Source organism: Candidatus Kryptoniota bacterium (assembly GCA_036567965.1).
In the GTDB taxonomy this organism is placed as follows: domain Bacteria; phylum Bacteroidota; class Ignavibacteria; order Kryptoniales; family JAKASW01; genus JAKASW01.
Genome location: DATCTN010000008.1, coordinates 97,674 through 120,632 on the forward strand (window position 1 = coordinate 97,674; position 22,959 = coordinate 120,632).

The following is a 22,959-nucleotide window of genomic DNA, read 5'->3' on the forward strand; positions in this document are numbered from 1 at the left end:
AAATCTTCTGGTTCAAATAACGGTTCACGGGCTAAGTCGAACTCGCATCAAGTTCGCCGGACGAACTCAATGAATTGACTGATCTCCGTTACGATAGAAGTCAAGACTGCGCAGCCACGGATACTTGTCCGAGTGAAATGATGTTTCATATTGCGCGCCTTTCAGCACGCCGAGCAAATATTCAGCGGCGTTTTCTGCGGTCAACAGCTTGCCGGTTTCGTGAGCTTTCATTCGCATCTCTCGTTGTGCGGAGCGGTTTGACAAGTGGGCATCGAGCTTCCTCACAAGATCCTCCCGATCACCGGAGCGAAAGACATAACCATTTGAGCCTTCGGCGATGACGTCTGACGCACCGCATGAACTGGAAACCAGGACAGGCGTTCCTGCCATCAAAGCCTCATTTACAACCAGGCCCCAACCGTCCCATCTCGACGGCAGGACCAGCAGATCCGCATCGGTTATCCTGCCGATGATCTTCCGCGGTTCCAGCGCTCCCTCGAGGATAATTCTTGATGAAAGATTCCTTTCTGCGATCCATCGTTTGAGCTCCTGTTCCAGCTCACCTGTACCGATAAGGTGCAGGACAAGATTATCGTGGGCCCGGAGAATGGGTTCCGCCGATTCAACCAGAATGTCCACTCCTTTTCGGTGCACAAGTTGTCCCACGAAAACAACATCGATAGTTTTCTTGGGACCATTCCCTTTGCCAGCCCGCTCATCCGTAGGCATCGAGCGGAAATAACCGAACGGATACATTTTACCTTCGTCCGCACCGTACGACTTGAAGTACGACATCGCGAAATGAGAAATGGGGAGAATCCCAGCAGCGCTCCTGACAAATGCTTTGCCTGCCGCATTGAGAACTGCGGCTTTCATGAATGAGACTTTTGCTCGCGGATCCGGCGCTTCGGAGTAAATGTAGTACTTTGAACCAGAGATCATGAGCGTCGACAAGACTGATTCAACGACCTTGCCCGCCCACAAGCCGTTCACGATATGAGTTTCATGGCGGCGATTTCGTGCTCTCCGCACCGCGTCCGCAATGGCGGAGCGACCAGATAGGAACTCGTAATCAAATCCCTTCAAATCCTCCTGCCAGCCCAACGCTACGCGGTCTCCCGTGATCCTGCCCGTATAGATAACATGGAGATTCACTTCCGATGTGGAAGCGAGAGCCCTGAAAAGATCAGATTGGTAGAATGCCGGAATATTCATCCAGAAAACGAGGTCGGTCAATATCTTCTCATGTTGACTGATTGGTTCCGCAACCGGAAAGGACACGCGGCCCGATCTCTTGCTGCGGCGTGTGTAATAAATTTCAAAAACCAGACTCAATTTAACACAATCCTCCATACAAATTCGGATTTTCGGAAATAACGCGTGAACGATTAATCCAAAAGTGGTAATTTGCTGACGCGTGAAAGAATTGAAATGTCTTTCGTTACTACACCTGAGTTATAATTTTTGTTGTAGGGAGATAGTGCATTGAAAGCATTAGTGACGGGATGCGCGGGATTCATCGGCTCCCAGCTCTGCGAAAAACTGATGGCGGATAAAATGGAAGTCACCGGCATAGACTGCATGACAGATTACTATGCACGTGAAATCAAGTTGAACAACCTGGAGACGTTGAAACGGGAAGCGAAATTTAGTTTCATAGAAGCCGACATAATGAAGACAGACCTGGCCGCACTGACAGAAGACAGGGATTTCATATTTCATCTTGCTGCACAGCCCGGAGTCCGCGGCAGCTGGGGAGAAAATTTTTCGCTTTATGTCGTGAACAATATTCTGTCAACTCAGAAACTCCTTGAAGCCGCGAAGGTGTCGAGGAGCCTCAAGAAATTTATTTATGCTTCCTCGTCTTCGGTCTACGGCCAGATAAAAGAGGAGGCCGTGAGCGAGGCCAGGATCACCGCTCCTCACTCGCCGTATGGAGCGACCAAGCTCGCCGGAGAGAATCTGTGCGGCCTTTACACCGCGAATTTCGGGACCCCGACCGTGTCCCTGCGTCTGTTCACCGTTTATGGACCCAGGCAGCGACCCGACATGGCGTTCGCCAAACTGATCGTCGCGGCATTGACAGGAAGAAGTTTTCCGCTCTTTGGAGACGGGAAACAGGAGAGAGACTTCACATATGTTGGCGACGTAACCGAAGCAATGGTGCTAGCAGCAAAAAGCGCGGACGCAGGAGGAATATTTAATGTCGGCGGAGGTCACGTCGTTTCGATGCAGGAAGTAATACGAATAGCCGGCGAAATAACGGGGAAGAAGATCCAGATCGACTCAAGGCGTACAGAAAAAGGCGATGTGTTCAGAACGAGCGCTGACTGCTCGCGGGCTAAGCGCATTTTCGGGTTCTCTCCAGGTGTTGACATAAACACCGGCCTTGAGATGCAGGCGGAATTTCTAAAGAAGAATCTGGACCTTTATCGACGATTCATTCCGATTTGAACGGACGGAGCAATTCGATTGACCGAGCTGAACCATCATCCTATATCGGCGGATCCGAACGTAGATCGATGAAACCATCCGAAGGGTCGTCCATGCTCAATACAGTCAAGGCGGTCTATTCACGCCTCGTTTCAAGAAGATTATACGACATCAGGACGCGGTTCTTCAGACGCAGGATCACGCCTCGCGTTCTGGTGAGTAAGCTTCGACGCGGAAGGCATGACGGCGAAAATGTTCTGAAGTCTTTCAAGACCGATCTGCGAGTCAGATTTTTTATCAGCGACCTGAACAAAAAAGAATTTTACATCAATCTCCTCACGTCCCTCGGGAAATTCGACTCGATAATGGATGATGCCGACACAGTCCATGAAAACAAGTACAAAGTGTTAGGCTCGGACCTCTACAGTTTCGGGAGCGGGATCGACTGGCATCTTGACTTCAAATCGGGCAAGAGATGGCCACTGAAGTATCACACCTCCATCGACTTGATCGGTTCGGGTGAAGGCTCCGACGTGAAGGTACCGTGGGAGTTGAGTAGGTTTCACCAGGCGATCTGGCTCGGCAAGGCTTACTGGATAAGCCGAAACGAGACGCACGCCGCAAAATTCAGAAGTCTCGTCGACGACTGGATCGACAACAACCCACCCGGTTACGGCGTAAACTGGACGACGCCGATGGAAGCCGCCATCAGGGCCATGAACCTCATCGTAGGTTTACTCTACTTTATGGATTCGTTCAAGATCGACGATTCGTTTCTGCTGAAGCTCCTCTGCTCACTTTTTGAACATGGGGTCTTTATCCGCCACAACCTCGAAAGGAGCATTCCAAGCCACAATCATTTGATTTCAAATCTCGTCGGGCTTATATATCTCGGCATTTTCTTTCACGACACGAGGGAAGGCAAGAGATGGGTAGAGTTCGCGTCCGGAGAACTGCAGCGCGAGATCGTCGAGCAGGTCCACCGGGACGGAACCGACTACGAGAAATCCACGAGTTACCAGCGTCTGACTGCGGAATTATTTTCGGCTGCTTTCGTTCTCTTGAAATTAAACAGCTACAAGATCGACGAAGAGTTCGCAGGCAGACTGGAGAAGATGTACGATTTTATCGCCGCCGCGACGACGCACGACGGAAAGACACCTAACATCGGCGATGCGGATGACGGCAGGCTCTTCAAGATGAAAATGAATTGTGACTTCAACGATCACAGGGATATTATCGCGGTCGGTGCAGCATTGTTTGAAAGCAACTCGTTGAAATCGATCTCAGGCAGTTTCAGCGAGCTCGGACTTCTCCTCCTTGGAACACAAGGATTCGAAAAATATTCTTCGCTCAAGAATGCAGCGCCTACTTCCTCCGCAATTTTCAAGGAGGGTGGTTTTGCATTCCTCCGTTCGGAAAAGGATTTCTGTTCATTCGACTTCGGCGAAACGGGCTTGCGCGGACGAGGGGGCCACGGCCATAATGACGTGCTGAGCTTCACGTTATCCGGTAAAATTCCGTTTATCGTCGACAGAGGGACTTACTGTTACACTCCAAACCCGAAGCTGCGGAACAGACTGCGTTCAACTTACTCTCACAATACTGCGGTTGTAGACGGGACCGAGCTATCGGAATTTGCCGGACTCTGGTCGATACGTGAAGACGCGACGAATCCTCTTCTCCTGAAATGGGAATCATCAGAAGAACAGAATATCGTCGAGGCGGAACACCACGCATACGAACGGCTCCAATTTCCCGTAATTCACATCCGGAAGATCACATTTAACAAGCGACAGCGAACATTTCTTATTGAGGATGAATTCAGGGGCGAAGGAACCCACACGATCGAACTCTTTTTCCATTTCGATCCGGATGTGGCTGTTGTGAATCTGGGAAGAAAATTTCTTGTGGCCGAGGGAGACGAGTTCGCGCTCGTTAAGTTCCAGCACGACTTTACGCTCGAGAACTGGGAGCACTCGCCGAGTTACGGAATCATCCAGCAGGCACGGACCGCCCGCGTAAAGATCTCGGGGGAAATCCCCCTTAAGATCGAAACATTCATTTTTATATTGAGCGACGCGGACGGCGTCAACCATATATTGAACAGACTCAAATAGTGATGGGAATCTTAAAGTTATTTCAAGAACTACGCGCGGAATCGTCAATCACAAAACGAGACTGAAAGCTCTATGCGGCTTCTTGTGACGATGAAAGTCAATAATGAGATGGCGGATCGGATCTCCCGCCTGATTGGGAATCGTGCAGCGATAGATTTCCTGGCGCGCGCAGAGCAAGGAGAAAGAAAGAACTTGCTCGAATCTGCGGATATCGTCCTCGCCATGAATTTTCGAAAGGATATAAAAGAAGAAGAGTTTCCATCGCTGAAGAACGTGAAGCTCATCCAACTTACGCTAGCCGGCGCGGACGGAGTACCTTTCGACAAACTGAACGCGCGCATTCTGATCTGCTCCAACGGCGGGGCGTACAGCGAACCGATCGCTGAACACGCAATTGGAATGATGCTCGCGCTCGCGCGCAATTTTCTTCCGCTTCACAAAAAGCTAAGCGAAGGAGTTTTCGACCAGGTGACTCCCCACAAAATGTTGATGGACTCGACCCTGGGAATCATAGGGTTCGGTGGAATAGGCAAACGAACGGCGGAGATTGCGCGTGGATTTGGAATGAAAATTATCGCCATCAATAGTTCAGGGAAGACCGATACAAGGATAGATTTCATCGGGACACTCGCGGACCTCGGGATGCTGCTTCGTGAGTCGGACTTCATTCTCCTGACAATCGCGTTGAACAAGAAGACGAGAGGACTGATCGGCAGGCGGGAGCTACGGATGATGAAGCCAGATGCGGTCCTGGTAAATGTTGCCCGGGGCGAACTGATAGACGAAAAGAGCCTGTACGATCATCTCAGAGCGTTCCCGAAATTCAAGGCGGGCATCGAGGCATGGTGGATCGAGCCATTCAATTTCCCGAGGTTTGAGGTCCATCATCCGTTTTTTGAGCTGGACAATTTTCTCGGCTCTCCGCACAATTCGTATCTCACTGAAGGGATTCATCAAAAGGCACTCGACATGGCTCTTGAGAACATCATGGCTTTCGTAAAAGGGGAAATTCCGAGGAACATCCAGCGGCGCGAAGATTACGTCTAGATGGGCTAAATCTCCATGTGGCCGCGTGACCTCTTCTTTTCAGAAGCGATCTTCTTTTTCTTCAATCTCTTTTCGTTGGAAGCTCTCGTCGGACGAGTAGAAATCCTCTTCTTCCGCGGCTTCAATGCAGACCTCAAAAGAAGAACAAATTTCCTCAAAACCGCCTTCTTGTTTTCCCACTGACTTCTCGAAGCCTGAGAGGAAACATGAAGTATTCCGGCGTTATCGATCCTGCCGCCGAGCCGCTCGACGATCATTTCACGCTGAGACTCCGAAAGTGAAGGAGAATTCCGAACATCAAATGTGAGCTCGACTCTGGTTTCGAGCTTATTCACATTCTGTCCACCCGGTCCACCGCTCCTCGATGTGCGATAATTCAATTCGATCAAGGATATCGACATGGCTTCATTGATTCGAACGGAGTTTTCGGTCATTTCCCTTCGAAAGAAGTTTCGCATGAAATTACCGAATATGCAATCAGCTGTAACAACGTAATACTAAAGTGGTGTGGGGTGGAGCCGGAACTTTGAGTCCTCCGGCCGCAGCAGGAACTCGATCTGGCGCAACCGGATAGAGTCATGAGATAGGCGATCGTGCGGGAATTAGAGAGACGTGGAGATAATTCTACGCATCTTGTTCGGTCTTTATGAAAAGAACGTCGAGACTATGCTTGTGCGGACCGACTGCTTTTCCGGCAGTTAGCCTGGGGAATTCCCTTCTATTCGTCGTCGTCTTCTTTGGCGAATCCGTACTGGATTACTGTCACCGTGCCTGTACCATGACACTTCTCGCATTCGATGAAATCGAACCCGTCTCCGCTCTGTGCCACGCCGACAAAACGGGTCCCGTTGCAAGAGTCACAGACCACATCCCATTGCGATTCCTTATTCAACATCTCATCACTCCTTCGTGTTCTACTATGGAATATATCCAGACCATCAAGTTGTGTCAACAGGATTTAAAAATTATCGCAATTTTTTCCAAACAATTAAGGCAATTCCATCGAACGTCAACAACGAGTGAGACAGAGATTTCGGATCAAGATCAACGCTCCTCAAGGACGTATCCGCTCTCTCCATGTTGGCCGTAGTCGAGGCCATCGAGTTCTTCCTCGAACGACACCCTGAGACCCATCGTGACATCGAGGACTTTCAGGATAATCCAGGTAACGGAAAGCGCGTAAGCTACTGCTGCCGAAAGCGCCACCAGCTGCCACAAGAGCAATTTGGGATTTCCGAAGAATAACCCATTGGCGCCGGCTGGATTTACAACGGTTGTCGCGAACAGACCCGTCATCAGGGCTCCCCAGGATCCGCCGACTCCATGAACGCCGACAGTGTCGAGTGAATCGTCATAGCCCAGTTTTCCCTTGATCTTTATACCCATGAAGCACACGACTCCGCCCGTTATTCCGATGATCATTGCGGGAAGCGGGCCGACAAATCCTGAAGCTGGGGTGATCACGACCAGGCCTGCGACCGCGCCCGAGGCCGCCCCGAGCACTGTCGGCTTACCGCGTGTGAACCATTCTGCAAACATCCAGGAGAGCGCTGCTGACGCGGCCGCGATGTGAGTAGCAACGAAAGCGGAAGTCGCAAGTGCGCCCGATGCGACCGCGCTTCCTGCGTTGAATCCGAACCACCCGAACCAGAGGAGTGCAACACCGAGGAGAGTCATGGTGAGGTTGTGAGGCGGCATCGGCTCCTCGCCGTAACCGACTCGTTTCCCGATCAGGATCGCCGCCACGAGAGCAGAGACACCGGAGCTCACGTGAACCACGAGTCCGCCGGCGAAATCCAGCGCGCCCATGTTCTTGATCCATCCGCCGATTCCCCAGACCCAATGCGCGAGAGGATCATACACAAGCGTCGCCCACAGCAAAATGAAAATTAAATACGTCTTGAACTTGAATCTCTCGGCGAATGCTCCCGTGATCAGAGCAGGTGTTATCACTGCGAACATCATCTGGAACATCATGAAGATTTCGTGAGGGACAGTGGGGGCGTAGTCGGGATTTGGAGTAAGTCCGACACCGCTCAGTCCGATCCACTTCAAGCTGCCGATGACATGCCCAACATCGGGGCCGAACGCAAGCGAATACCCGAACAGCACCCACTGTACAGTGATCACCCCGAGCGCGATGAAGCTTTGCATGATTGTGCCGAGCACATTTTTTCTCCTCACCATGCCGCCGTAGAAAAGTGCGAGCCCGGGGGTCATGAGCATCACAAGTGCTGTTGAGATCAGCATCCATGTGGTATCGCCCGTGTTTATCGAGACCGGCGCGGTTACCGTCGACGACTGCGCGAAAGCCGATGCGGACATCAGAAAAAAACTAACGACAATTATTGGAACGGATAGTCTTGCCATTTGGTTATATTCCTCCGAGTGAAAATTAAATTAGCCTCCGGACTGAAATTGCATAAAAATATTAACTCCTCTATGCCTTATGACAAAGATCAAAGGCCGGGATTTTTGTCGAGACCTAATATGTTAAACCCATAAAGGATCGAACAAAGAGATGGCCGGGGAACTTTCACGACACGGCCATCGAGGAGCGAACATGTCAAGAGTAATTTCCGTCGCGACGGAAGAACCCGGCACAAGGGTTACACAGGATGAAGTAAAAGAATTTATCCGCGTGATCTTCTCGAGCAGACGTAACGATCTCGAGAGACTGATGGGTGTGTTTGATAACCCATCCATCTCGGTCCGCCACTTCACAGAAGAGAGAGAGTGGTACGGAAAGCAGCACAGCTTTGCAGAGCGAAACGAGCTCTACATCCGGAGCGCGGTCAGAATGTCCGCGGCGTCCGTTGTAAAGTGTTTGGATGCAGTGGGGCTCAGCCCCGAAGATATTTCGCATGTCTTCTTCGTTTCTAGTACGGGCCTCTCGACGCCGAGCATAGACGCGCGCCTGACCAACCTCATGAAATTCAGCCCGCACGTGAAGAGAACGCCAATTTGGGGACTCGGCTGCGCGGGCGGCGCAGCGGGACTCAGCAGGACATTTGAGTATACGACTGCCCGGCCGGGAGAAGCCGTACTCCTTATTTCAATCGAGCTCTGTGGACTCACGTTTCAAACCGACGACTTCTCGAAAAGCAACCTTGTCGGGACGTCGCTGTTTTCAGACGGGTCAGCCGCAGCTCTTGTCGTCGGGGACGAACATCCCCTCGCGTCCCGGAAGGGAATATTGCTTCTCGATTCGATGTCTACCATCTATCCCGACTCGCTCGACGTCATGGGTTGGGAAGTCAAAGACAGCGGCTTGAAAGTAATATTCAGTAAGGACATTCCGACCATAGTTCGAGATTGCGTGAAACCGAATATCGAGGAGTTTGTTTCGAGAAACGGTATCAGTCTTGAGGACATAACTCATTTTGTGACTCACCCCGGCGGACTGAAGGTAATTAATGCGTATGAAGAAGCACTTGGTTTACCGGAGGGCGCCATGCGCCACTCCCGCAAGGTTCTTTATGAACACGGAAACATGTCTTCTCCGACAGTCTTATATGTTCTTAAAGAATTCCTCGAAGAGAATGCGGGCGTTCCCGCGGAATTCGGGATTATCTCTGCTCTTGGACCCGGCTTCAGCTCCGAACTTCTTCTCTTTGAAACATATTGACATTGTTCTGGTTCTTCATGCTGTTCCTTGCGGCACAACGAACCGCGGAACTCTTTCTGGCGAATCGGAATGAAGCAAAGTTAAAGCGCCTCGGAGCTGTTGAGATTGACAGAGGCGGTTACAGGTTCATCGTCCTTATGCACCTTCTCTTTTTTGTGTCGCTTATAGTGGAGCGAGTATTCATAAGAGAAGCACCGAACAGAGAATGGCCGGTATTCCTGGGATTGTTCTCACTGGCACAGGTTCTACGGTACTGGTCCATCGCATCCCTCGGAATCTACTGGAACACGAAAGTAATCGTGTTGCCGAATCATCCTCGGATTCAGAATGGCCCCTATAAATTGTTCCGGCACCCGAATTACATCGCAGTCATCGTAGAGCTCGCCGTAATTCCAATCATCTTTTCATGCTACATTACCGCGACAGTCTTCTCTATAGTTAATGCGTTCGTAGTGGCGAGGAGGATGGAAATAGAAATGAGAGCTTTGAGAGGTTACTCGGGTCAATAAAAAAATGCCGGACGGAATTACCACCTCTAACTCTTTCTTAACATCACGTCGTCCGTCCGGCGTTTAAAACATCAACCCATTTGAAAGACAAATGGTTTCCTTTCCAGATAGGAAAGGCAATTCTACTCGGACCGATAAGTAGTGGCATAACCGTCAGTCCTCGTGAATTGAGTGATCGTACGGGTCGTCGCGTCATTGCTTTTCATTTGTAAACCGACCTGTGACTATAAATGCGTCTGCAGCGAGCGATTAATGGCGTCTTCCCCAGCGCGCTTCGGCGCAAGCTGTTTTTCATCAGGAATTCTCGGGCAAATCCATACGCTTTCCGATTCCGTTGAAGAATTGCCAATTAGGTTGGAGTTCTCTTCGCCCACCCGCCGATCCGCCTTCAATGAGGGTCCGCAGTCCGATTTGTGGCCGGTTTTTCTATCTCGCGCATTTTCGTTATCTTATTAAACATAAATAGAAATTTCGCCGTAGGATTTCTGCAGACAACGCACGATCACGCCGTGACGACTCAACCTGACTGGGAACGAATTTGAGAAGCTACAAACTGCGAAATATAGCCATAATTGCACATGTTGACCATGGTAAGACGACACTCGTCGATTACATGCTTAAACAGACCGGGACGTTTCGGGATAACCAGAACATGGGGACGCGCATTCTCGACTCGAGCGACCTTGAGCGGGAAAAGGGAATTACCATACTCGCGAAGAACGCGTCCGTTAGATACAACGATTACAAGATAAATATTGTCGACACTCCGGGTCACTCAGATTTTGGAGGCGAAGTCGAGAGGACACTCATGATGGTCGATGGAGTCCTGCTGCTTGTCGACGCCGCCGAAGGTCCGCTCCCGCAGACGAAGTTCGTCCTGAGGAAAGCTCTGGAGCTCGACTTGATTCCGATAGTCGTGATAAACAAGATCGACAGGAAAGATGCCCGCCCCGCAGAGGTTTTGAACGAGGTCTACGATCTTTTCATCGCTCTCGGCGCTAACGACCGCCAGATCGATTTTCCGGTAGTGTACACAATCGCCAAGCAGGGAATTGCAAAAAGGTCTCTTGAAGAGAAAAGCACGAATCTTGTCCCGTTGTTCGAGACGATTGTGAAGTACATACCGGAGCCGCCGTCAGATTCTGAGTCGCCTTTCCAGATGCTCGTCATGAACATCGAGTACAACGACTACATCGGAAGATTGGGAATCGGGAGAATATTTCGGGGCACGATACGTGACGACGCGCCGATGCGGATCATTCACGGTGATGGACGTGTTGAAGATGCGCGGATCGCAAAAATCTATACATTCGAGGGACTCAAGCGTGACGACGTGACCGAAGCGAGTGCGGGTGAGATAATTGCATTGGCGGGAATGGAGGATGTCGATATCGGAGAAACAATATGCGATCCGGCGGACATAACCCCGCTTCCGTTTGTAAATATCGAAGAGCCGACGATCTCAATGAATTTTATCGTGAACAATTCTCCGTTTGCGGGACGAGAAGGAAAGTTCGTTACCACGAGAAATCTCGCCGAGCGACTCGAACGCGAGTTGAGATCCAATGTGAGCTTGCGAGTGGAGCCGGGAAACACTCCGGACATATTCACAGTCAGCGGCAGAGGCGAGCTGCATCTTGCGATACTCATCGAGATGATGAGGAGAGAAGGTTACGAATTCCAGGTGAGCAAGCCGAAGGTCATTTACAAGACCATCAACGACAAACTTCACGAACCGGTGGAGCATGTCGTGATAGACGTGCCTGATGAATTTGTCGGAACGGTAATAGACAACCTGAGCAGGCGAAAAGGCGAGATGAAGAATCTTATTCCCAGCCGGGGTAACACGCGACTTGAGTTTATCGTGCCCGCGCGAGGACTAATCGGATTCCGCACTGAATTCATGACACAGACGAAGGGAACCGGTATACTTCACCACAACTATCACGGATACGAGCCATACAAGGGCGACGTCGAAACACGGAACAAAGGCGCGGTCGTAGCACTCGAGAGCGGAACGGCAGTAGCGTACGCCATGTGGAAACTAGGCGAGAGAATGACCTTCTTCATCGAGCCGGGCGACGAAGTTTATGCGGGAATGATCGTCGGCGAAAATGCCCGTGAGGACATTATCGTGGCGAACGTCTGCAAGACGAAACATCTTACGAACATGCGCGCGTCCGGCTCGGACGAGGCGATCAGATTGGAGCCGCCCCATCTAATGACGGTTGAATCTTCCATAGAATGGATAAACGATGACGAGTACGTTGAGTTCACTCCGAAATCGATCCGTCTCCGCGAAAGAATTCTCGACCATGACGACCGGTACAGATCGAGAAAGAAATCGACGGTAGGATGACTTTCGCGCCCCTCAGAGTGGCGTACCGGAGTTAACAGCGAATCGGGAAGGGAGAAGCGTTCTTTCCTATCTTCCCCTGTGAAGTCTCTCCGCCAGGAAAGTCGGCAACCCGGCGGCCACAATTTTCTCCGCGGCCATACGAACATCGTACTCGAGCCTGAAATGCTCGTAGATGAAATTCCCTGTATCAATAATTCCAAAGCTCGCGCGGTTATCGCCGTCACGCGGCTGGCCCACGCTGCCGACATTTATGAGTTCTTTCATCTGCCCTAGCGTCTCGCCCGTGCCACCCTTCGTGATCTTCCGGAATACCACCGGTATATGAGTGTGGCCGATCATGCAAATCTTTTCCTGGAACGAGGAAAGCTCGATCCTGGCGTCCGCCTCTGAAAATATGTACTTCCATTCTCGGGGCTCGGAAGGTGAGGAATGGACCAGGAACACGTCCTTCAACTTGTGATCAAACGGAAGGTTCTTCAGCCACTCAGAATTCGCATCGGATAAAAGTTCGCGCGTATACTTGATCGCCGCTTTCGCGAAAGAGTTTATTTGCGCATAAGTCTCCCCGCTGTGAACGGCATCGTCATGGTTCCCCATGATCGTGATTGTGGAAACGCTTCTGACGATTTCGGCGACCTCATCCGGGTTGGCGCCGTATCCGACCACATCTCCGAGACAAACGATCTCATCCACTTTTTTCGATTCGATTTCCGCGAGGACCGTTCGGAGCGCTTCGAGGTTGGAATGAATATCCGAAATTACAGCGTACCTCATGCCAAGAGTCCCCTGTCTTCGGAGGTAGTTCCTTTGGCCGCTTCTCCCGCAACGAAAAACGAATGCAGCCTGACAATTTCGCGGACCATTTGCCCCACTTGTTCGAATCCGAGTTTGTCCGCCGGCACCGTAAGCGGATCATAAATTGCGGCGACGAACAGGTGAGCGCGCATTATTGAACCTTCATAATTCTCGTGAGGTAAAGGCTGAGATCAGGCAGGTATGTCACAATGAAGAGCGCCAGCAATGTTATGGCGAGGAACGGCAGGACGGCCCTGTAGATTTTTACGATGTCTTTCTCAAAGCGCAGGCTCGATATAAAGAGATTCAACCCGAGAGGCGGCAGCATGTATCCGATTTCCAGATTCAGGAGAAATATGATCCCGAGATGAACCGGGTCGACACCGTACTGCTGTGCGATCGGGACAATCAGCGGAACGACGATTATGATCGCGGAAAAGATCTCGACCATATTTATAACGAGGAGAAAAAGATTCAGCAGGACAAGAAACGCAAGCTGGCTCGTGACGAACTGGTGTATCATTTCGAAAAGCTTCATCGGGATCTGTTCGTCGATCAGATAATTTGTGAGCCCGAGCGCGGTTCCGAGCACCACGAAGATCGCCCCGACGAGCATCATGCTCTTCTTGACTATCTTCGGAAGATCTTTGAAAAATTTGACGTCATGCAACACGAAGACTTCTATGACGAACACATAGAACGCCATGATAGCGCTTGCTTCGGTAGCCGTGAAGAAGCCGGCGTAAATTCCTCCGATGATGATGACAGGAAGGGGAATTTCCCAACCGGCCTCTTTAAACGCGGAGAGCGCCTCGCGCAACGAGAACGCCTGCCGCTTCACTCCGGACCGAACCCCTATATAGATACTGAATGCGGACAGCATAATTATTAGCATGATCCCGGGAATCAGACCGGCCGCGAAAAGTTTGTCCACGCTGATGCCGGCGACAATCCCGTAAAGAATTATCGGTAGGCTCGGTGGAAATAACAGACCGAGGCTGCCGGAAGTCGACATCAGACCGAGTGAAAATCTCTCCGGGTATGATTGCTTTACGAGTATCGGATATAGGAGACCTCCAAGTGCAACGATCGTGACACCGGACGCGCCCGTGAAGGCGGTGAACACTGCAGTCGAGATCAGAGCGACAATCGCGAGCCCGCCCGGCATCCAGCCGAACAGCGCCATCGCCAGTCTTACAAGCCTCTTAGGTGCGTTGCTTTCGGCAAGGAGATAACCCGCAAAAGTGAAGAGAGGAATCGCGATCAGCGCCGGCAGGCTTGCAAGCCTGTAGAGCTCGACGATCACCGCAGACGTATCGACGTCCGCGAACTTGAAAAGGAGGAGTCCGCCGGCCCCGATAAGCACAAATACCGGCTCACCGAGGAGTACGAGAAGGAGAATGACGACGCCGATTATTATGTAAGTAAGCACTCGCTCATCCTTCCAAAATTGCACTCAAAAAATACGAATCCCATGTGATCGCCGCCTTCACACTATTTCTACAGTCTTCGGTCCAGTCAGCGCCACCTCAACTGCCCTGAACAAAAAATGAATCCCGACAAGCGCGAAGCCCGCGGGGATTATTGCTTCAAACCAGTAGGCCATCACATTCGCTCCGAAAATCGTGAAGAGCGGCTGAGAATTGTACCTGATCTCATCGGAAACGAAAGACGTGCCAGCAGTAAAAAGGAAGTAACAGACGACTGCAGCCATGAGATCAAGGAATGCCTGGACAATCCGCTTGAATAGTGCCGGAAGACGTTTCGTTATTATGTTGATCGAGAAGTGCCGCGATTCCTTGGCGGCAAGACCCGCCCCGAGAAAGCCGATCCAGAGGACGAGGTGCCTGAGAAATACATCCGCCCAGATTATCCCGGTCGACCAGAATTCCCTCAGGATCACCTGGAGGAACGCCATCGCAACCGTGACCGTGAGGAACACCACGAGGAGGGAGTTCTCCAGAATGCCGAGAAGATTTTCTACGGACTTGAGAAACTTCACTTCTCTTTATGCTCCTTCCGGAAATCAGCCAAAGCTGATTCCACTCGTTGAAGTAGGTCCGCAGTATACAAACGGCCCACGAGCATTTCGCGCGCCTCTTCACCTGTCTGATAGTAATATGCGAGGTCGCTGCCGGAGCGCGGGTGAGTCACGGTGATTCCCTTCGATTCCAGTGTCTGGATGGCTTTTACATTTTCCTCCCTGCTGAGCTGTGTCAGTTTGGCCAAGTAGATCTGCCCGTCTTTGACGAGGAGCTGCTGCAAATCCTGAGGAAGCGTATCGAAATATTTTTTCGAAATGAGTGCTGCTCCCGTCGAGTTGGCAAGAGGAACATCCAGCATATATTTCATTTTTGTGAACCACTGAAGTGGGATAATCGCAAGCGGAGGTGAGTAAACACAATTGATCATTCCAGTTTGAAGTGCGGAATTCACGTCCGCAATGGAAAGCGGGATCGGGGCGAGCTTCAGCACCTTGAAGGAGACTTCTGCGATGGGATCACCCTCCCACATCCATGCTTTGACATTCTGCATATCGTCCACCGAATAGACCGGCTTCTGTGTGAAGACATACACGAAACCGGGTTCAGCCCAACCGAGGAAAACAAACCCGCCTTGTTCAAATGCTTTGCTAAACTCGGGGGTGAATTTGTCATAGATGTAATCTATCTCCGCCGTGCTGTGGAACAGGAACGGCGTATCAAGCACTCGCTCTTCCGACGCGATCTCGCCCATCCCCACTCCGGTGAATCCCGCCGCCTGGTACTCGCCGATCCTGATTTTCCTTAGTACGTCTTTTTCATCGCCAGCGACCCCGCCGGCATAGAACTTAAACCCGAGCTTCCCGCCGCTCTCCTTCCTGAGCGCGGCGTCATATTCCTTCATGACGTTCATCCATGCACTTCCGTCCGGTGCGACCGTAGCAAACTTGATGGTGTATTCCGGTGCGGTTGCCTGAGAACGAAACCCCATCAGAGAAAGCAGGATGATCGTTAAGATTCCTAAGTACTTCAACATTTTTATCCCTTCTTTGTCTGATCCCGTCTCAACGGATCAGAAGAAATCACTTTCATGTTTCAGCAGGTCCACGGCCTTAGACTTGGCGATCGCATTCGCAAGATTTTGCTCGGGAAGCAGATCGTCGGGCGCATCGATCACCTTATGCAATAGCGACTCGAAAAGATCTTTATCCTGAGTCATTACCGCATAAGACCTCGCATAGTAATAGTAAATCATCAAAAATTTTCCGTCCGAAAGTTGAAGCGCTCTTTCAAAGTGGACACGGGCGGCAGCCGTATCTCCACCGAACATCGAGGGAAGACTTCCCAGAATGGTACCGAAAAACAAATGCGCTCCTCCGTAGAAATACGATTCGTCGTGTTTCATTACGAAGTTCATCATCGCTTCCACCTTCGGGAGATCGGCAACCGCGTCGGAATTGTCGCGATTAATATTCACATAATTTCCCCAGGCGTTCGCCGTCCAGAAAATTGCCGGCACGTCACTCTTATCAAATTTTTCGAGAGATAGCTTGAAGGTGTCAACGTCGCCTCTGAAACTCGCCTTAAAGTCATCATTGTCAAACAGTATCCGCAATCCATAGTCGCGTGCGCGCTGGTAAAAAAGGCTCGCTCTATCCCTGGACGAGTCCTCGACAAATCCCAGCGCATAGCTTGTGTATCCCTGCGCGCCAAGCAAAAGGAGATCGTCGTTGTCTGGGGACTTGAGGATCAATCCGTCCAGAAGTTTGAGGTCTGTCGGGATCGCCTGCGATGCGAGCTGCAGGTCCGTTTCACGATTCATCGCTTCGAACCCGCCTTCCAAAATTCCGCTTGTCGCGCCAATTGTAACCTGCGTGACAATTCCGCAACTCTGGAATCCCAGCAGGAGCGACAGACCAACACCTACAAGGGCATTCTTAGGATATTTATTCAATTAATTTGCTCTCAAAGCAATTACCAGCAGTGGGCCCACCCGTGGAAAATACATCAAATGGACAATACCTGCGAAAGCTTTATGAGGCTGCTGTCGATTTCCTTTCGCTTTTCCCAGGTACTTCGCATGGGCGTAAGGACGATCTTGCCGTTGACTTCCCCGGCCATTACGTTTAACTCACCATTCAAGAGCGCTTCCACCGCCGCAGATCCTAACTTAGCCGCGAGCACGCGGTCTCGCGCGCTGGGATTGCCGCCCCTTTGAATATGCCCGAGTACAGTAACCCGGTAATGGAGGTGCACGAATTCACTCATTCGCTTCGCCAGGTCGACGGCACCCCCGTTAAAGGCGCCCTCGGCAATAACTACTATGCTGCTTCGCTGGCGTCCGCCCTGAGTTAGTTTATGTCGAATGGCCTCAAAATTCTCTTCTATCTCCGGAATGGCAATATATTCCGCGCCCCCACCTATTCCAACGTCAAGTGCGATGAAACCTGATTCGCGACCCATGACCTCGACATAAAAAACTCTGTCATGTGCGTCCGCGGTGTCACGGATTTTATCAATCGCCTCAACTGCCGTGTTAATTGCCGTGTCATAGCCGATGGTGAAGTCAGTCCCGTACAGATCGTTGTCTATGGTTCCCGGCACGCCGACCGTCGGAATCATGTGCTCATCATATAGAAGTGTCGCGCCCTGGAAAGTTCCGTTGCCGCCAATCGCTACGAGTCCGTCTATGCCATGAGTACTGAGATTTGAGGCGGCCTTGGCCCGTCCTTCACGAGTCATGAATTCAGTGGATCGCGCGGTCTTGAGTATGGTGCCGCCTCGTTGAATAATATTCGACACCGATCTTGCTCCCATTGGAACAAAATCGCCGTTAATCATCCCGTTATAACCATGTTGAATGCCGACCACGTCAATGTTATGATAGACAGCAGTTCTGATAATCGCCCTGAGTGCTGCATTCATGCCCGGAGCGTCACCACCACTTGTATACACACCGATTTTCTTTATCTTGCTCATGTCGTCCTTTGAAAACGCTTAGAATTTATCAGTTACCGGCAGAAAATGCAAAGGAGCGGTAGAACATGAGTCGGGGAATTCGTATTTTTCTCTAGGATTTTAACACGAACTAAGAATGATCTCTTGCTGAATGAATAACCTGCCGCCCAATCTTGTCAAGAGGCTGGGAAGAATCAGACTCGTCGCGACGGATCTCGACGGTACATTGCTGAACAACGAGGGAAGGGTCTCGGACCCCACCAAAGATTGCGTAAAGCAGATGAAGGATCTGGGGCTGAGAGTTGCAATCATGACTGCACGTGCGCATTCATCTGCGGAGCGGATTGCGGATGAACTCGGGGTCGAAATGCCTATAATCTCGCTTGACGGCGGACTTGTCAGGCTTCCTCACAGCGAGACGAACATATATGCAAGTTATGTCAAGCCGAAAGTTGTAAGAAGCGTCCTGGAAGCGGCTGAAAATCACCTTGCATCAGTCGCGCTATTCGTAGAGGACAAGATGATGCGACGGGAATCGGAAGCGATACTTCCCAGCTACATCGAAAGTTTCGAACTTGACAGCGTCGAGGTTGAGAATCTGTACGAATATGCGGAACACACGGTGCAAATAATCGCAGGAGCGGAATCCAAAAGGGTTATTAGTACTTTGGCGCGGGCCGCCCGTGGAATTTTTTCGGGCATCGAGCTGAAAACGTATAGAAGCTCTCATTATGATGATCGCTGGTACCTGGAGATTAAGAACAAGAACCAGTCCAAGGCAACAGGCCTCGTGCATCTCGAAAAGTATCTTAATATCGGCAAGGAGCAGGTTGCCGTTATCGGAGATTTCCGGAACGATCTTGAAGCATTCGACAGGGCGGGTGTCGGGATCGCGATGAAGAACGCCGTCTGGGAATTGAAGCAAAAGGCCGACCTGGTAACGGAAAAGTCGAACGACGAAGATGGTGCCGCTGAATTCTTTGAGCTTCTCATAGGTCTTAGAAATAATTCAAGAGAGTCCTGAGATGGTCGAAGCAAAAGAAAGATCAAAGACAATTTTTCAAAAGCTGACGAATCTCGATTTCGAGAAAAGCACCGCGATAAAACTTCTTCTTCTTGCGGGCGTGGTCCTGATATTGACCTCGCTGACGCCTTCGCTCAATCAACTTACCGTTCAGTACGAGGTTGGAACAATCTGGACGCATGACGATGTGATCGCGCCGTTCTCGTTTCCGATTTATAAGGACCCGGCCGATTACCAGGCTGAGACAAAACAGGCCGAGTTGAATGTGAAACCGGTTTTCGACAAGATCGAGATCGAACGAAGCCGCATGGATTCGCTCGGAATCTTCATAGACAACGTCAAGAACGCGTTAAGGCTACAGATACGGCTAAGGCGCGACCAGGTAAGAGGCGCTTTCGTTTCGGACTCCACCGCACTGCACGAGCTTCTACAGAGTTTACCTTACAGATTCTCAGACGTGGAATGGTACCAGCTGGTCATCGACGCCCGAAAGAATCCGTCACTGCTGCAAGGCATGGGTGATCTCGTTCCTGTAACTGTCTCAATCGTTGGCAACGCGTATGAGAGAGGCATCATCGACCGACCCCGGAATCAGGTCGGGTCCCCCGTGATCGCGGTCAGGCAGAATAATTCAGAAGGACCTGTGATACTCGACCAGGTCCTTACGATCGGCGAGGTTTCGCTCCAGCTCGAACAGGCGGCACTGGCAATGTTTAGAGGCGACACCTCAGCGGCCCAGACGATATCCTCTGCAATATCCGCCCAGATTCTTCCGAACCTGTCGTATAATCACAACCAGACTCAGCGGGAGATCGCAGCGTCGATCGACCTTGTACCACGAACCACCGGATTCGTAAAGGAAAACGAGAGGATCGTAAGTAAACACGACAGGATTACGAACGACATAAAACTCAAACTCGACTCTCTGGAGCGCGCTTTACTGGAAAGGACCGGGAAGACCGATATCATTCTTCAGTTCGTCGGCCGATTCCTGATCGTGTTCGTGATCATCGGGCTGTTCAGCATTTACCTTTTCCTTTTCAGAAAAAAGATTTTTTACAGCAACAAGATGCTATCGTTAATCGCGGCGCTCCTGATTTTCGAGGGTATCCTCATGTTCTTCGCGTTCACGGCTCAGACAGCCCTTCCGGTCCAGTATCTCGTGCTCGTCCCGGTCGCTTCAATGATACTGGCAATAATTTTCGATTCACGCGTGGCGTTTCAGGGAACGGTGGCAATAGCCTTGTTGATCGGGGCAATGAAAGGGAACGACTTCAGCGCGGCGCTCGCGTCTCTCAGTGCCGGTGCGCTGGCCGTGTATACTGTCCGCGACATAAAGAACAGGACTCAGATTTTCAGAAGTCTGGTTTTCATCTTCCTCGGATATTCCATCGCGATGCTCGCCACCGCTTTGCAGAGGTCGGAAGATCCCTCCACGATGCTCGCGGAATTCTCGTTCATTGCAATCAACTCCGTCCTCTCTCCGATAATCACGTTCGGCCTCCTCATCTTCTTCGAAAAAGTGTTCGGTATCGCCACCGACCTGACGCTTCTCGAACTTTCCGACTTCAATCAGCCGCTGCTCCGTGAGCTTTCGCAGAAGGCACCGGGCACGTTCCATCATTCGATCATCGTCGGTACGCTTGCGGAAAAGGCGGCCGAATCTGTCGGTGCAAACCCCATCCTGGCGCGCGTCGGCGCATACTACCACGACATCGGGAAGACTTTACGTCCGGAATATTTCGTCGAGAACACGATGGACCTGAACAAATCCAAACACGAATGGCTCCCGCCGGATGTCAGCGTTCAGGTGGTCGTATCACATGTCACACAGGGAATCGAGCTGGCAAAGAAGTACCGCATCCCGCAGAGAATCATAGATTTCATTCCAATGCATCATGGTACAACCCTTGTCGCTTATTTTTACGGCAAGGCCCTCCGCCGGCCGTTCGCCACGGGTGACGTAAGCGAAGAGGACTACAGGTACGACGGGCCGCGGCCGCAGTCGAAAGAGACCGCGATCGTCATGCTCGCCGATTCCGTCGAGGCAGCTACACGCTCACTGCAGGACAAGTCTTTCGAGAACGTCGAAACAATCATCGACACCATCATCAAAAGCAGGTACGAAGAGGGACAGCTGGACGAAACGAACCTCACATTCAACGACCTGACAAAGATTAAAGAAAGTTTCGCGGCCGTAATGGCAGGTATATATCACAAGAGGATCGAATATCCCGGCCACTCTGAAGGATACCCTCCCAGCGAAACGGCGGATATACCCGAGCCCGTCGCCGATTTGAGCCAGAGAGAAATCGACGAACTCGCTCCGCCTCCAACCCGGACAAAGAAGCGTGCGCACAGGACCAATTCCCGGCCTGCCGCCAGACGGATACGCAGAAAGTAATTCACACCCATCGGTTTCATGCATTCAACTGAACTAAACGCGAAGACCGGGAACCAACTCGACTTGTTTTTCGAATTCATGAAATTCGAGAAAGGCCTTTCGGACAACAGTCTCATGTCTTACCGGAACGACTTGAACCGGTATGCGTTCTACATGATTGGAAAGGGAGCATCCGGATTTAACGAGATATCTCGTTCCGATGTCAGAAATTACTTCAAGTCTCTTTTCGATATAGGACTAAAACAGAGTAGCATCGCGAGAAATTTCTCCGCGGTGAAGAACCTGCATCGATTCCTCGTGTTCAGGAAATTTGCCGAGCTCGACCCGACCGCAAATCTCGACAGGCCGAAGCCATCGAAAAAGCTCCCGACAGTGTTGAGCAAGGAAGAAATCGAGAGACTGATCAACGCGCCGGACACGAATTCCGATTTGGGAATCAGAGACCGCGCCATTGTCGAGACGATGTACGCAACGGGAGTCAGGGTAAGCGAACTCGTGAATCTCAAGAAGAGGGATTTGATATTCAGCGAGAATGTTATCCGGGTTCTCGGCAAAGGATCGAAGGAACGAATCGTCCCGATCGGCGATATTGCGCTCGAGTGGATGAGGCGGTACGAGAAATCCGTGCGCCCGAAACTCGGCCCGTCAACGCCGGGGAAGAAATCAGTAACGAGCGAGTTCTTCTTCGTAAATTTCCGCGGAGGAAAACTCTCCAGGATCTCCGTCTGGAGAATGCTTCAAAAATACGCCGGGAAAGCAAACATCAAGAAACAAATCCACCCTCACACGCTGAGACACACTTTCGCCACTCACCTGCTCGAGGGTGGTGCCGACATCCGCGCGGTCCAGGAGATGCTCGGGCACAGCGACATCGGCACGACTCAAATTTACCTGCACCTCGATAGAGGATATCTCAGGGAGGTGCTCGACCGGTTTCACCCGCGAGGAAAATATGTTAAATGAAATTTATATACTCCCCGTTCTCCTTTTTTCCGTAATCATCCATGAGATTTCGCACGGGTATGCCGCGTTAAAACTCGGTGACCCGACCGCGCGCGACGCAGGCAGGCTGACTCTCAATCCGATACCTCACATCGATTTGTTCGGGTCCATCATCGTTCCTCTCTTCTCACTAATATCAGTCGGTCACATCCTCATCGCGTGGGCAAAACCGGTGCCCGTGAACCCGATGAATCTCTCGAACCACAGAAGGGACGAGATCGTCGTGTCGGCGGTTGGTCCGCTTTCGAACCTCGTCATGGCTTTTGTCTGCGCGATCTTCACTATTCTCCTGCTCAAGATCCAGCCTCTGATAGGCGATGCAGGCGCTTCCTCACTTTTTTATATCTTCCTTTTGAGGATGTTTTCGGGCGGAATGTACCTGAACGTCATGCTGGGAGTGTTCAATCTGGTCCCAATTCCACCTCTAGACGGCTCGCACGTCCTCGAAGCATTCCTCCCTCCAGCTGCCGCGGAAACTTACAGCCGCATCGGGTTCGCTGGAATATTTCTTATCATTCTTCTCATGCGATTGCCGGCATTCCTCGTGGTGTTCAACAGCGCGATAGATTTCTTTTACGGCCCGCTCTACCAGCTCGTCTTAACTTTTGCATGATGAATAAATAGGTGTAAATTTAATTACGCCGTCGGATGCGCCGGCGTGAAGACCATGGTCTACCACATTCAGGCGAGCAAAAACA

Annotated in this window: 21 protein-coding genes; 10 read left to right on the plus strand and 11 right to left on the minus strand. The window is 51.1% G+C overall.

The genetic code is table 11. The annotated features are described in order from the left end of the window. Positions 1-66 precede the first annotated feature (66 nt). Entirely contained in the window at positions 67-1,236 is a 1,170-nt protein-coding gene (locus VIS48_03420; protein ID HEY9165192.1) for a glycosyltransferase family 4 protein, read from the minus strand. A 249-nt stretch (positions 1,237-1,485) separates the two neighbouring features. Between VIS48_03420 and VIS48_03425 the strand changes: the two genes are divergently transcribed. The 3 genes from VIS48_03425 (at position 1,486) to VIS48_03435 (ending at position 5,600) form a co-directional block, all read left to right on the plus strand. Continuing rightward, positions 1,486-2,454, plus strand: coding sequence for an NAD-dependent epimerase/dehydratase family protein (locus VIS48_03425; protein ID HEY9165193.1), 969 nt, complete (start codon positions 1,486-1,488; stop codon positions 2,452-2,454). A gap of 68 nt (positions 2,455-2,522) precedes the next feature. Continuing rightward, on the plus strand, positions 2,523-4,553 hold the full coding sequence (locus tag VIS48_03430; protein HEY9165194.1) for an alginate lyase family protein: 2,031 nt from the start codon (positions 2,523-2,525) through the stop codon (positions 4,551-4,553). A 72-nt stretch (positions 4,554-4,625) separates the two neighbouring features. Further along, positions 4,626-5,600 carry a 2-hydroxyacid dehydrogenase gene (locus VIS48_03435; GenBank protein ID HEY9165195.1) on the plus strand — a complete coding sequence of 325 codons (975 nt, stop codon included), beginning with the start codon at positions 4,626-4,628 and terminating at the stop codon, positions 5,598-5,600. 5 nt (positions 5,601-5,605) lie between these two features. Here VIS48_03435 and arfB read toward each other — a convergent pair whose 3' ends face one another. From arfB to VIS48_03450, 3 genes are all read right to left on the minus strand, one after another. Then, on the minus strand, positions 5,606-6,034 hold the full coding sequence (gene arfB / locus VIS48_03440; GenBank protein HEY9165196.1) for an alternative ribosome rescue aminoacyl-tRNA hydrolase ArfB: 429 nt from the start codon (positions 6,032-6,034) through the stop codon (positions 5,606-5,608). Positions 6,035-6,318: 284 nt separating this feature from the next. Further along, entirely contained in the window at positions 6,319-6,495 is a 177-nt protein-coding gene (locus tag VIS48_03445; protein ID HEY9165197.1) for a hypothetical protein, read from the minus strand. 149 nt (positions 6,496-6,644) lie between these two features. Next, positions 6,645-7,970 carry an ammonium transporter gene (locus tag VIS48_03450; GenBank protein HEY9165198.1) on the minus strand — a complete coding sequence of 442 codons (1,326 nt, stop codon included), beginning with the start codon at positions 7,968-7,970 and terminating at the stop codon, positions 6,645-6,647. 193 nt (positions 7,971-8,163) lie between these two features. Between VIS48_03450 and VIS48_03455 the strand changes: the two genes are divergently transcribed. The 3 genes from VIS48_03455 (at position 8,164) to typA (ending at position 12,096) form a co-directional block, all read left to right on the plus strand. After that, entirely contained in the window at positions 8,164-9,228 is a 1,065-nt protein-coding gene (locus VIS48_03455; GenBank protein ID HEY9165199.1) for a 3-oxoacyl-[acyl-carrier-protein] synthase III C-terminal domain-containing protein, read from the plus strand. Then, complete coding sequence (locus tag VIS48_03460; GenBank protein ID HEY9165200.1) at positions 9,225-9,737, plus strand: isoprenylcysteine carboxylmethyltransferase family protein; 513 nt, start codon at positions 9,225-9,227, stop codon at positions 9,735-9,737. The genes VIS48_03455 and VIS48_03460 overlap by 4 nt, the downstream gene beginning before the upstream one ends. A gap of 538 nt (positions 9,738-10,275) precedes the next feature. Then, complete coding sequence (typA, locus tag VIS48_03465) at positions 10,276-12,096, plus strand: translational GTPase TypA (GenBank protein ID HEY9165201.1); 1,821 nt, start codon at positions 10,276-10,278, stop codon at positions 12,094-12,096. A gap of 66 nt (positions 12,097-12,162) precedes the next feature. Here typA and VIS48_03470 read toward each other — a convergent pair whose 3' ends face one another. The 7 genes from VIS48_03470 to pfkA are packed head-to-tail and all read right to left on the minus strand — an operon-like array spanning position 12,163 to position 17,843. Then, complete coding sequence (locus VIS48_03470) at positions 12,163-12,870, minus strand: metallophosphoesterase family protein (protein HEY9165202.1); 708 nt, start codon at positions 12,868-12,870, stop codon at positions 12,163-12,165. Continuing rightward, the gene (locus VIS48_03475) at positions 12,867-13,043 is read right to left on the minus strand and encodes a hypothetical protein (GenBank protein ID HEY9165203.1); all 177 of its coding nucleotides are present in this window, start codon (positions 13,041-13,043) and stop codon (positions 12,867-12,869) included. The genes VIS48_03470 and VIS48_03475 overlap by 4 nt, the downstream gene beginning before the upstream one ends. Further along, complete coding sequence (locus tag VIS48_03480) at positions 13,043-14,323, minus strand: TRAP transporter large permease subunit (GenBank protein HEY9165204.1); 1,281 nt, start codon at positions 14,321-14,323, stop codon at positions 13,043-13,045. Before VIS48_03480 ends, VIS48_03475 begins: the two co-directional genes overlap by 1 nt. A gap of 57 nt (positions 14,324-14,380) precedes the next feature. Beyond that, entirely contained in the window at positions 14,381-14,893 is a 513-nt protein-coding gene (locus tag VIS48_03485) for a TRAP transporter small permease subunit (protein HEY9165205.1), read from the minus strand. Next, a complete protein-coding gene (gene dctP, locus VIS48_03490; protein HEY9165206.1) occupies positions 14,890-15,909 on the minus strand; it encodes a TRAP transporter substrate-binding protein DctP in 1,020 nt (339 codons plus the stop codon). Before dctP ends, VIS48_03485 begins: the two co-directional genes overlap by 4 nt. A 36-nt stretch (positions 15,910-15,945) precedes the next feature. Next, the gene (locus VIS48_03495; protein HEY9165207.1) at positions 15,946-16,827 is read right to left on the minus strand and encodes a TRAP transporter TatT component family protein; all 882 of its coding nucleotides are present in this window, start codon (positions 16,825-16,827) and stop codon (positions 15,946-15,948) included. 53 nt (positions 16,828-16,880) lie between these two features. Next, on the minus strand, positions 16,881-17,843 hold the full coding sequence (gene pfkA / locus VIS48_03500; protein HEY9165208.1) for a 6-phosphofructokinase: 963 nt from the start codon (positions 17,841-17,843) through the stop codon (positions 16,881-16,883). Between the two features lie 139 nt (positions 17,844-17,982). Between pfkA and VIS48_03505 the strand changes: the two genes are divergently transcribed. Genes VIS48_03505 through VIS48_03520 form a run of 4 tightly spaced genes read left to right on the plus strand, consistent with a single transcriptional unit; the run spans position 17,983 to position 22,874 of the window. Then, the gene (locus VIS48_03505; GenBank protein HEY9165209.1) at positions 17,983-18,855 is read left to right on the plus strand and encodes an HAD family hydrolase; all 873 of its coding nucleotides are present in this window, start codon (positions 17,983-17,985) and stop codon (positions 18,853-18,855) included. A 1-nt stretch (position 18,856) separates the two neighbouring features. After that, positions 18,857-21,259 (plus strand): HDIG domain-containing metalloprotein, encoded by a 2,403-nt coding sequence (locus tag VIS48_03510; GenBank protein ID HEY9165210.1) that lies wholly within the window; start codon positions 18,857-18,859, stop codon positions 21,257-21,259. An 18-nt stretch (positions 21,260-21,277) separates the two neighbouring features. Then, positions 21,278-22,222: a site-specific tyrosine recombinase XerD gene (gene xerD, locus VIS48_03515; GenBank protein ID HEY9165211.1), complete on the plus strand. Its 945-nt coding sequence runs from the start codon at positions 21,278-21,280 to the stop codon at positions 22,220-22,222. Then, positions 22,212-22,874, plus strand: coding sequence for a site-2 protease family protein (locus tag VIS48_03520; GenBank protein ID HEY9165212.1), 663 nt, complete (start codon positions 22,212-22,214; stop codon positions 22,872-22,874). Before xerD ends, VIS48_03520 begins: the two co-directional genes overlap by 11 nt. Positions 22,875-22,959: the final 85 nt, after the last annotated feature.

Coding starts and splice junctions, on each gene's coding strand:
- dctP (HEY9165206.1), bottom strand. CDS start 15,909: ATGTTGAAGTACTTAGGAATCTTAACGATCATCCTGCTTTCTCTGATG.
- VIS48_03510 (HEY9165210.1), top strand. CDS start 18,857: ATGGTCGAAGCAAAAGAAAGATCAAAGACAATTTTTCAAAAGCTGACG.
- VIS48_03445 (HEY9165197.1), bottom strand. CDS start 6,495: ATGTTGAATAAGGAATCGCAATGGGATGTGGTCTGTGACTCTTGCAAC.
- VIS48_03455 (HEY9165199.1), top strand. CDS start 8,164: ATGTCAAGAGTAATTTCCGTCGCGACGGAAGAACCCGGCACAAGGGTT.
- VIS48_03435 (HEY9165195.1), top strand. CDS start 4,626: ATGCGGCTTCTTGTGACGATGAAAGTCAATAATGAGATGGCGGATCGG.
- VIS48_03475 (HEY9165203.1), bottom strand. CDS start 13,043: ATGCGCGCTCACCTGTTCGTCGCCGCAATTTATGATCCGCTTACGGTG.
- xerD (HEY9165211.1), top strand. CDS start 21,278: ATGCATTCAACTGAACTAAACGCGAAGACCGGGAACCAACTCGACTTG.
- VIS48_03470 (HEY9165202.1), bottom strand. CDS start 12,870: ATGAGGTACGCTGTAATTTCGGATATTCATTCCAACCTCGAAGCGCTC.
- VIS48_03505 (HEY9165209.1), top strand. CDS start 17,983: ATGAATAACCTGCCGCCCAATCTTGTCAAGAGGCTGGGAAGAATCAGA.
- VIS48_03430 (HEY9165194.1), top strand. CDS start 2,523: ATGAAACCATCCGAAGGGTCGTCCATGCTCAATACAGTCAAGGCGGTC.
- VIS48_03520 (HEY9165212.1), top strand. CDS start 22,212: ATGTTAAATGAAATTTATATACTCCCCGTTCTCCTTTTTTCCGTAATC.
- arfB (HEY9165196.1), bottom strand. CDS start 6,034: ATGACCGAAAACTCCGTTCGAATCAATGAAGCCATGTCGATATCCTTG.
- VIS48_03450 (HEY9165198.1), bottom strand. CDS start 7,970: ATGGCAAGACTATCCGTTCCAATAATTGTCGTTAGTTTTTTTCTGATG.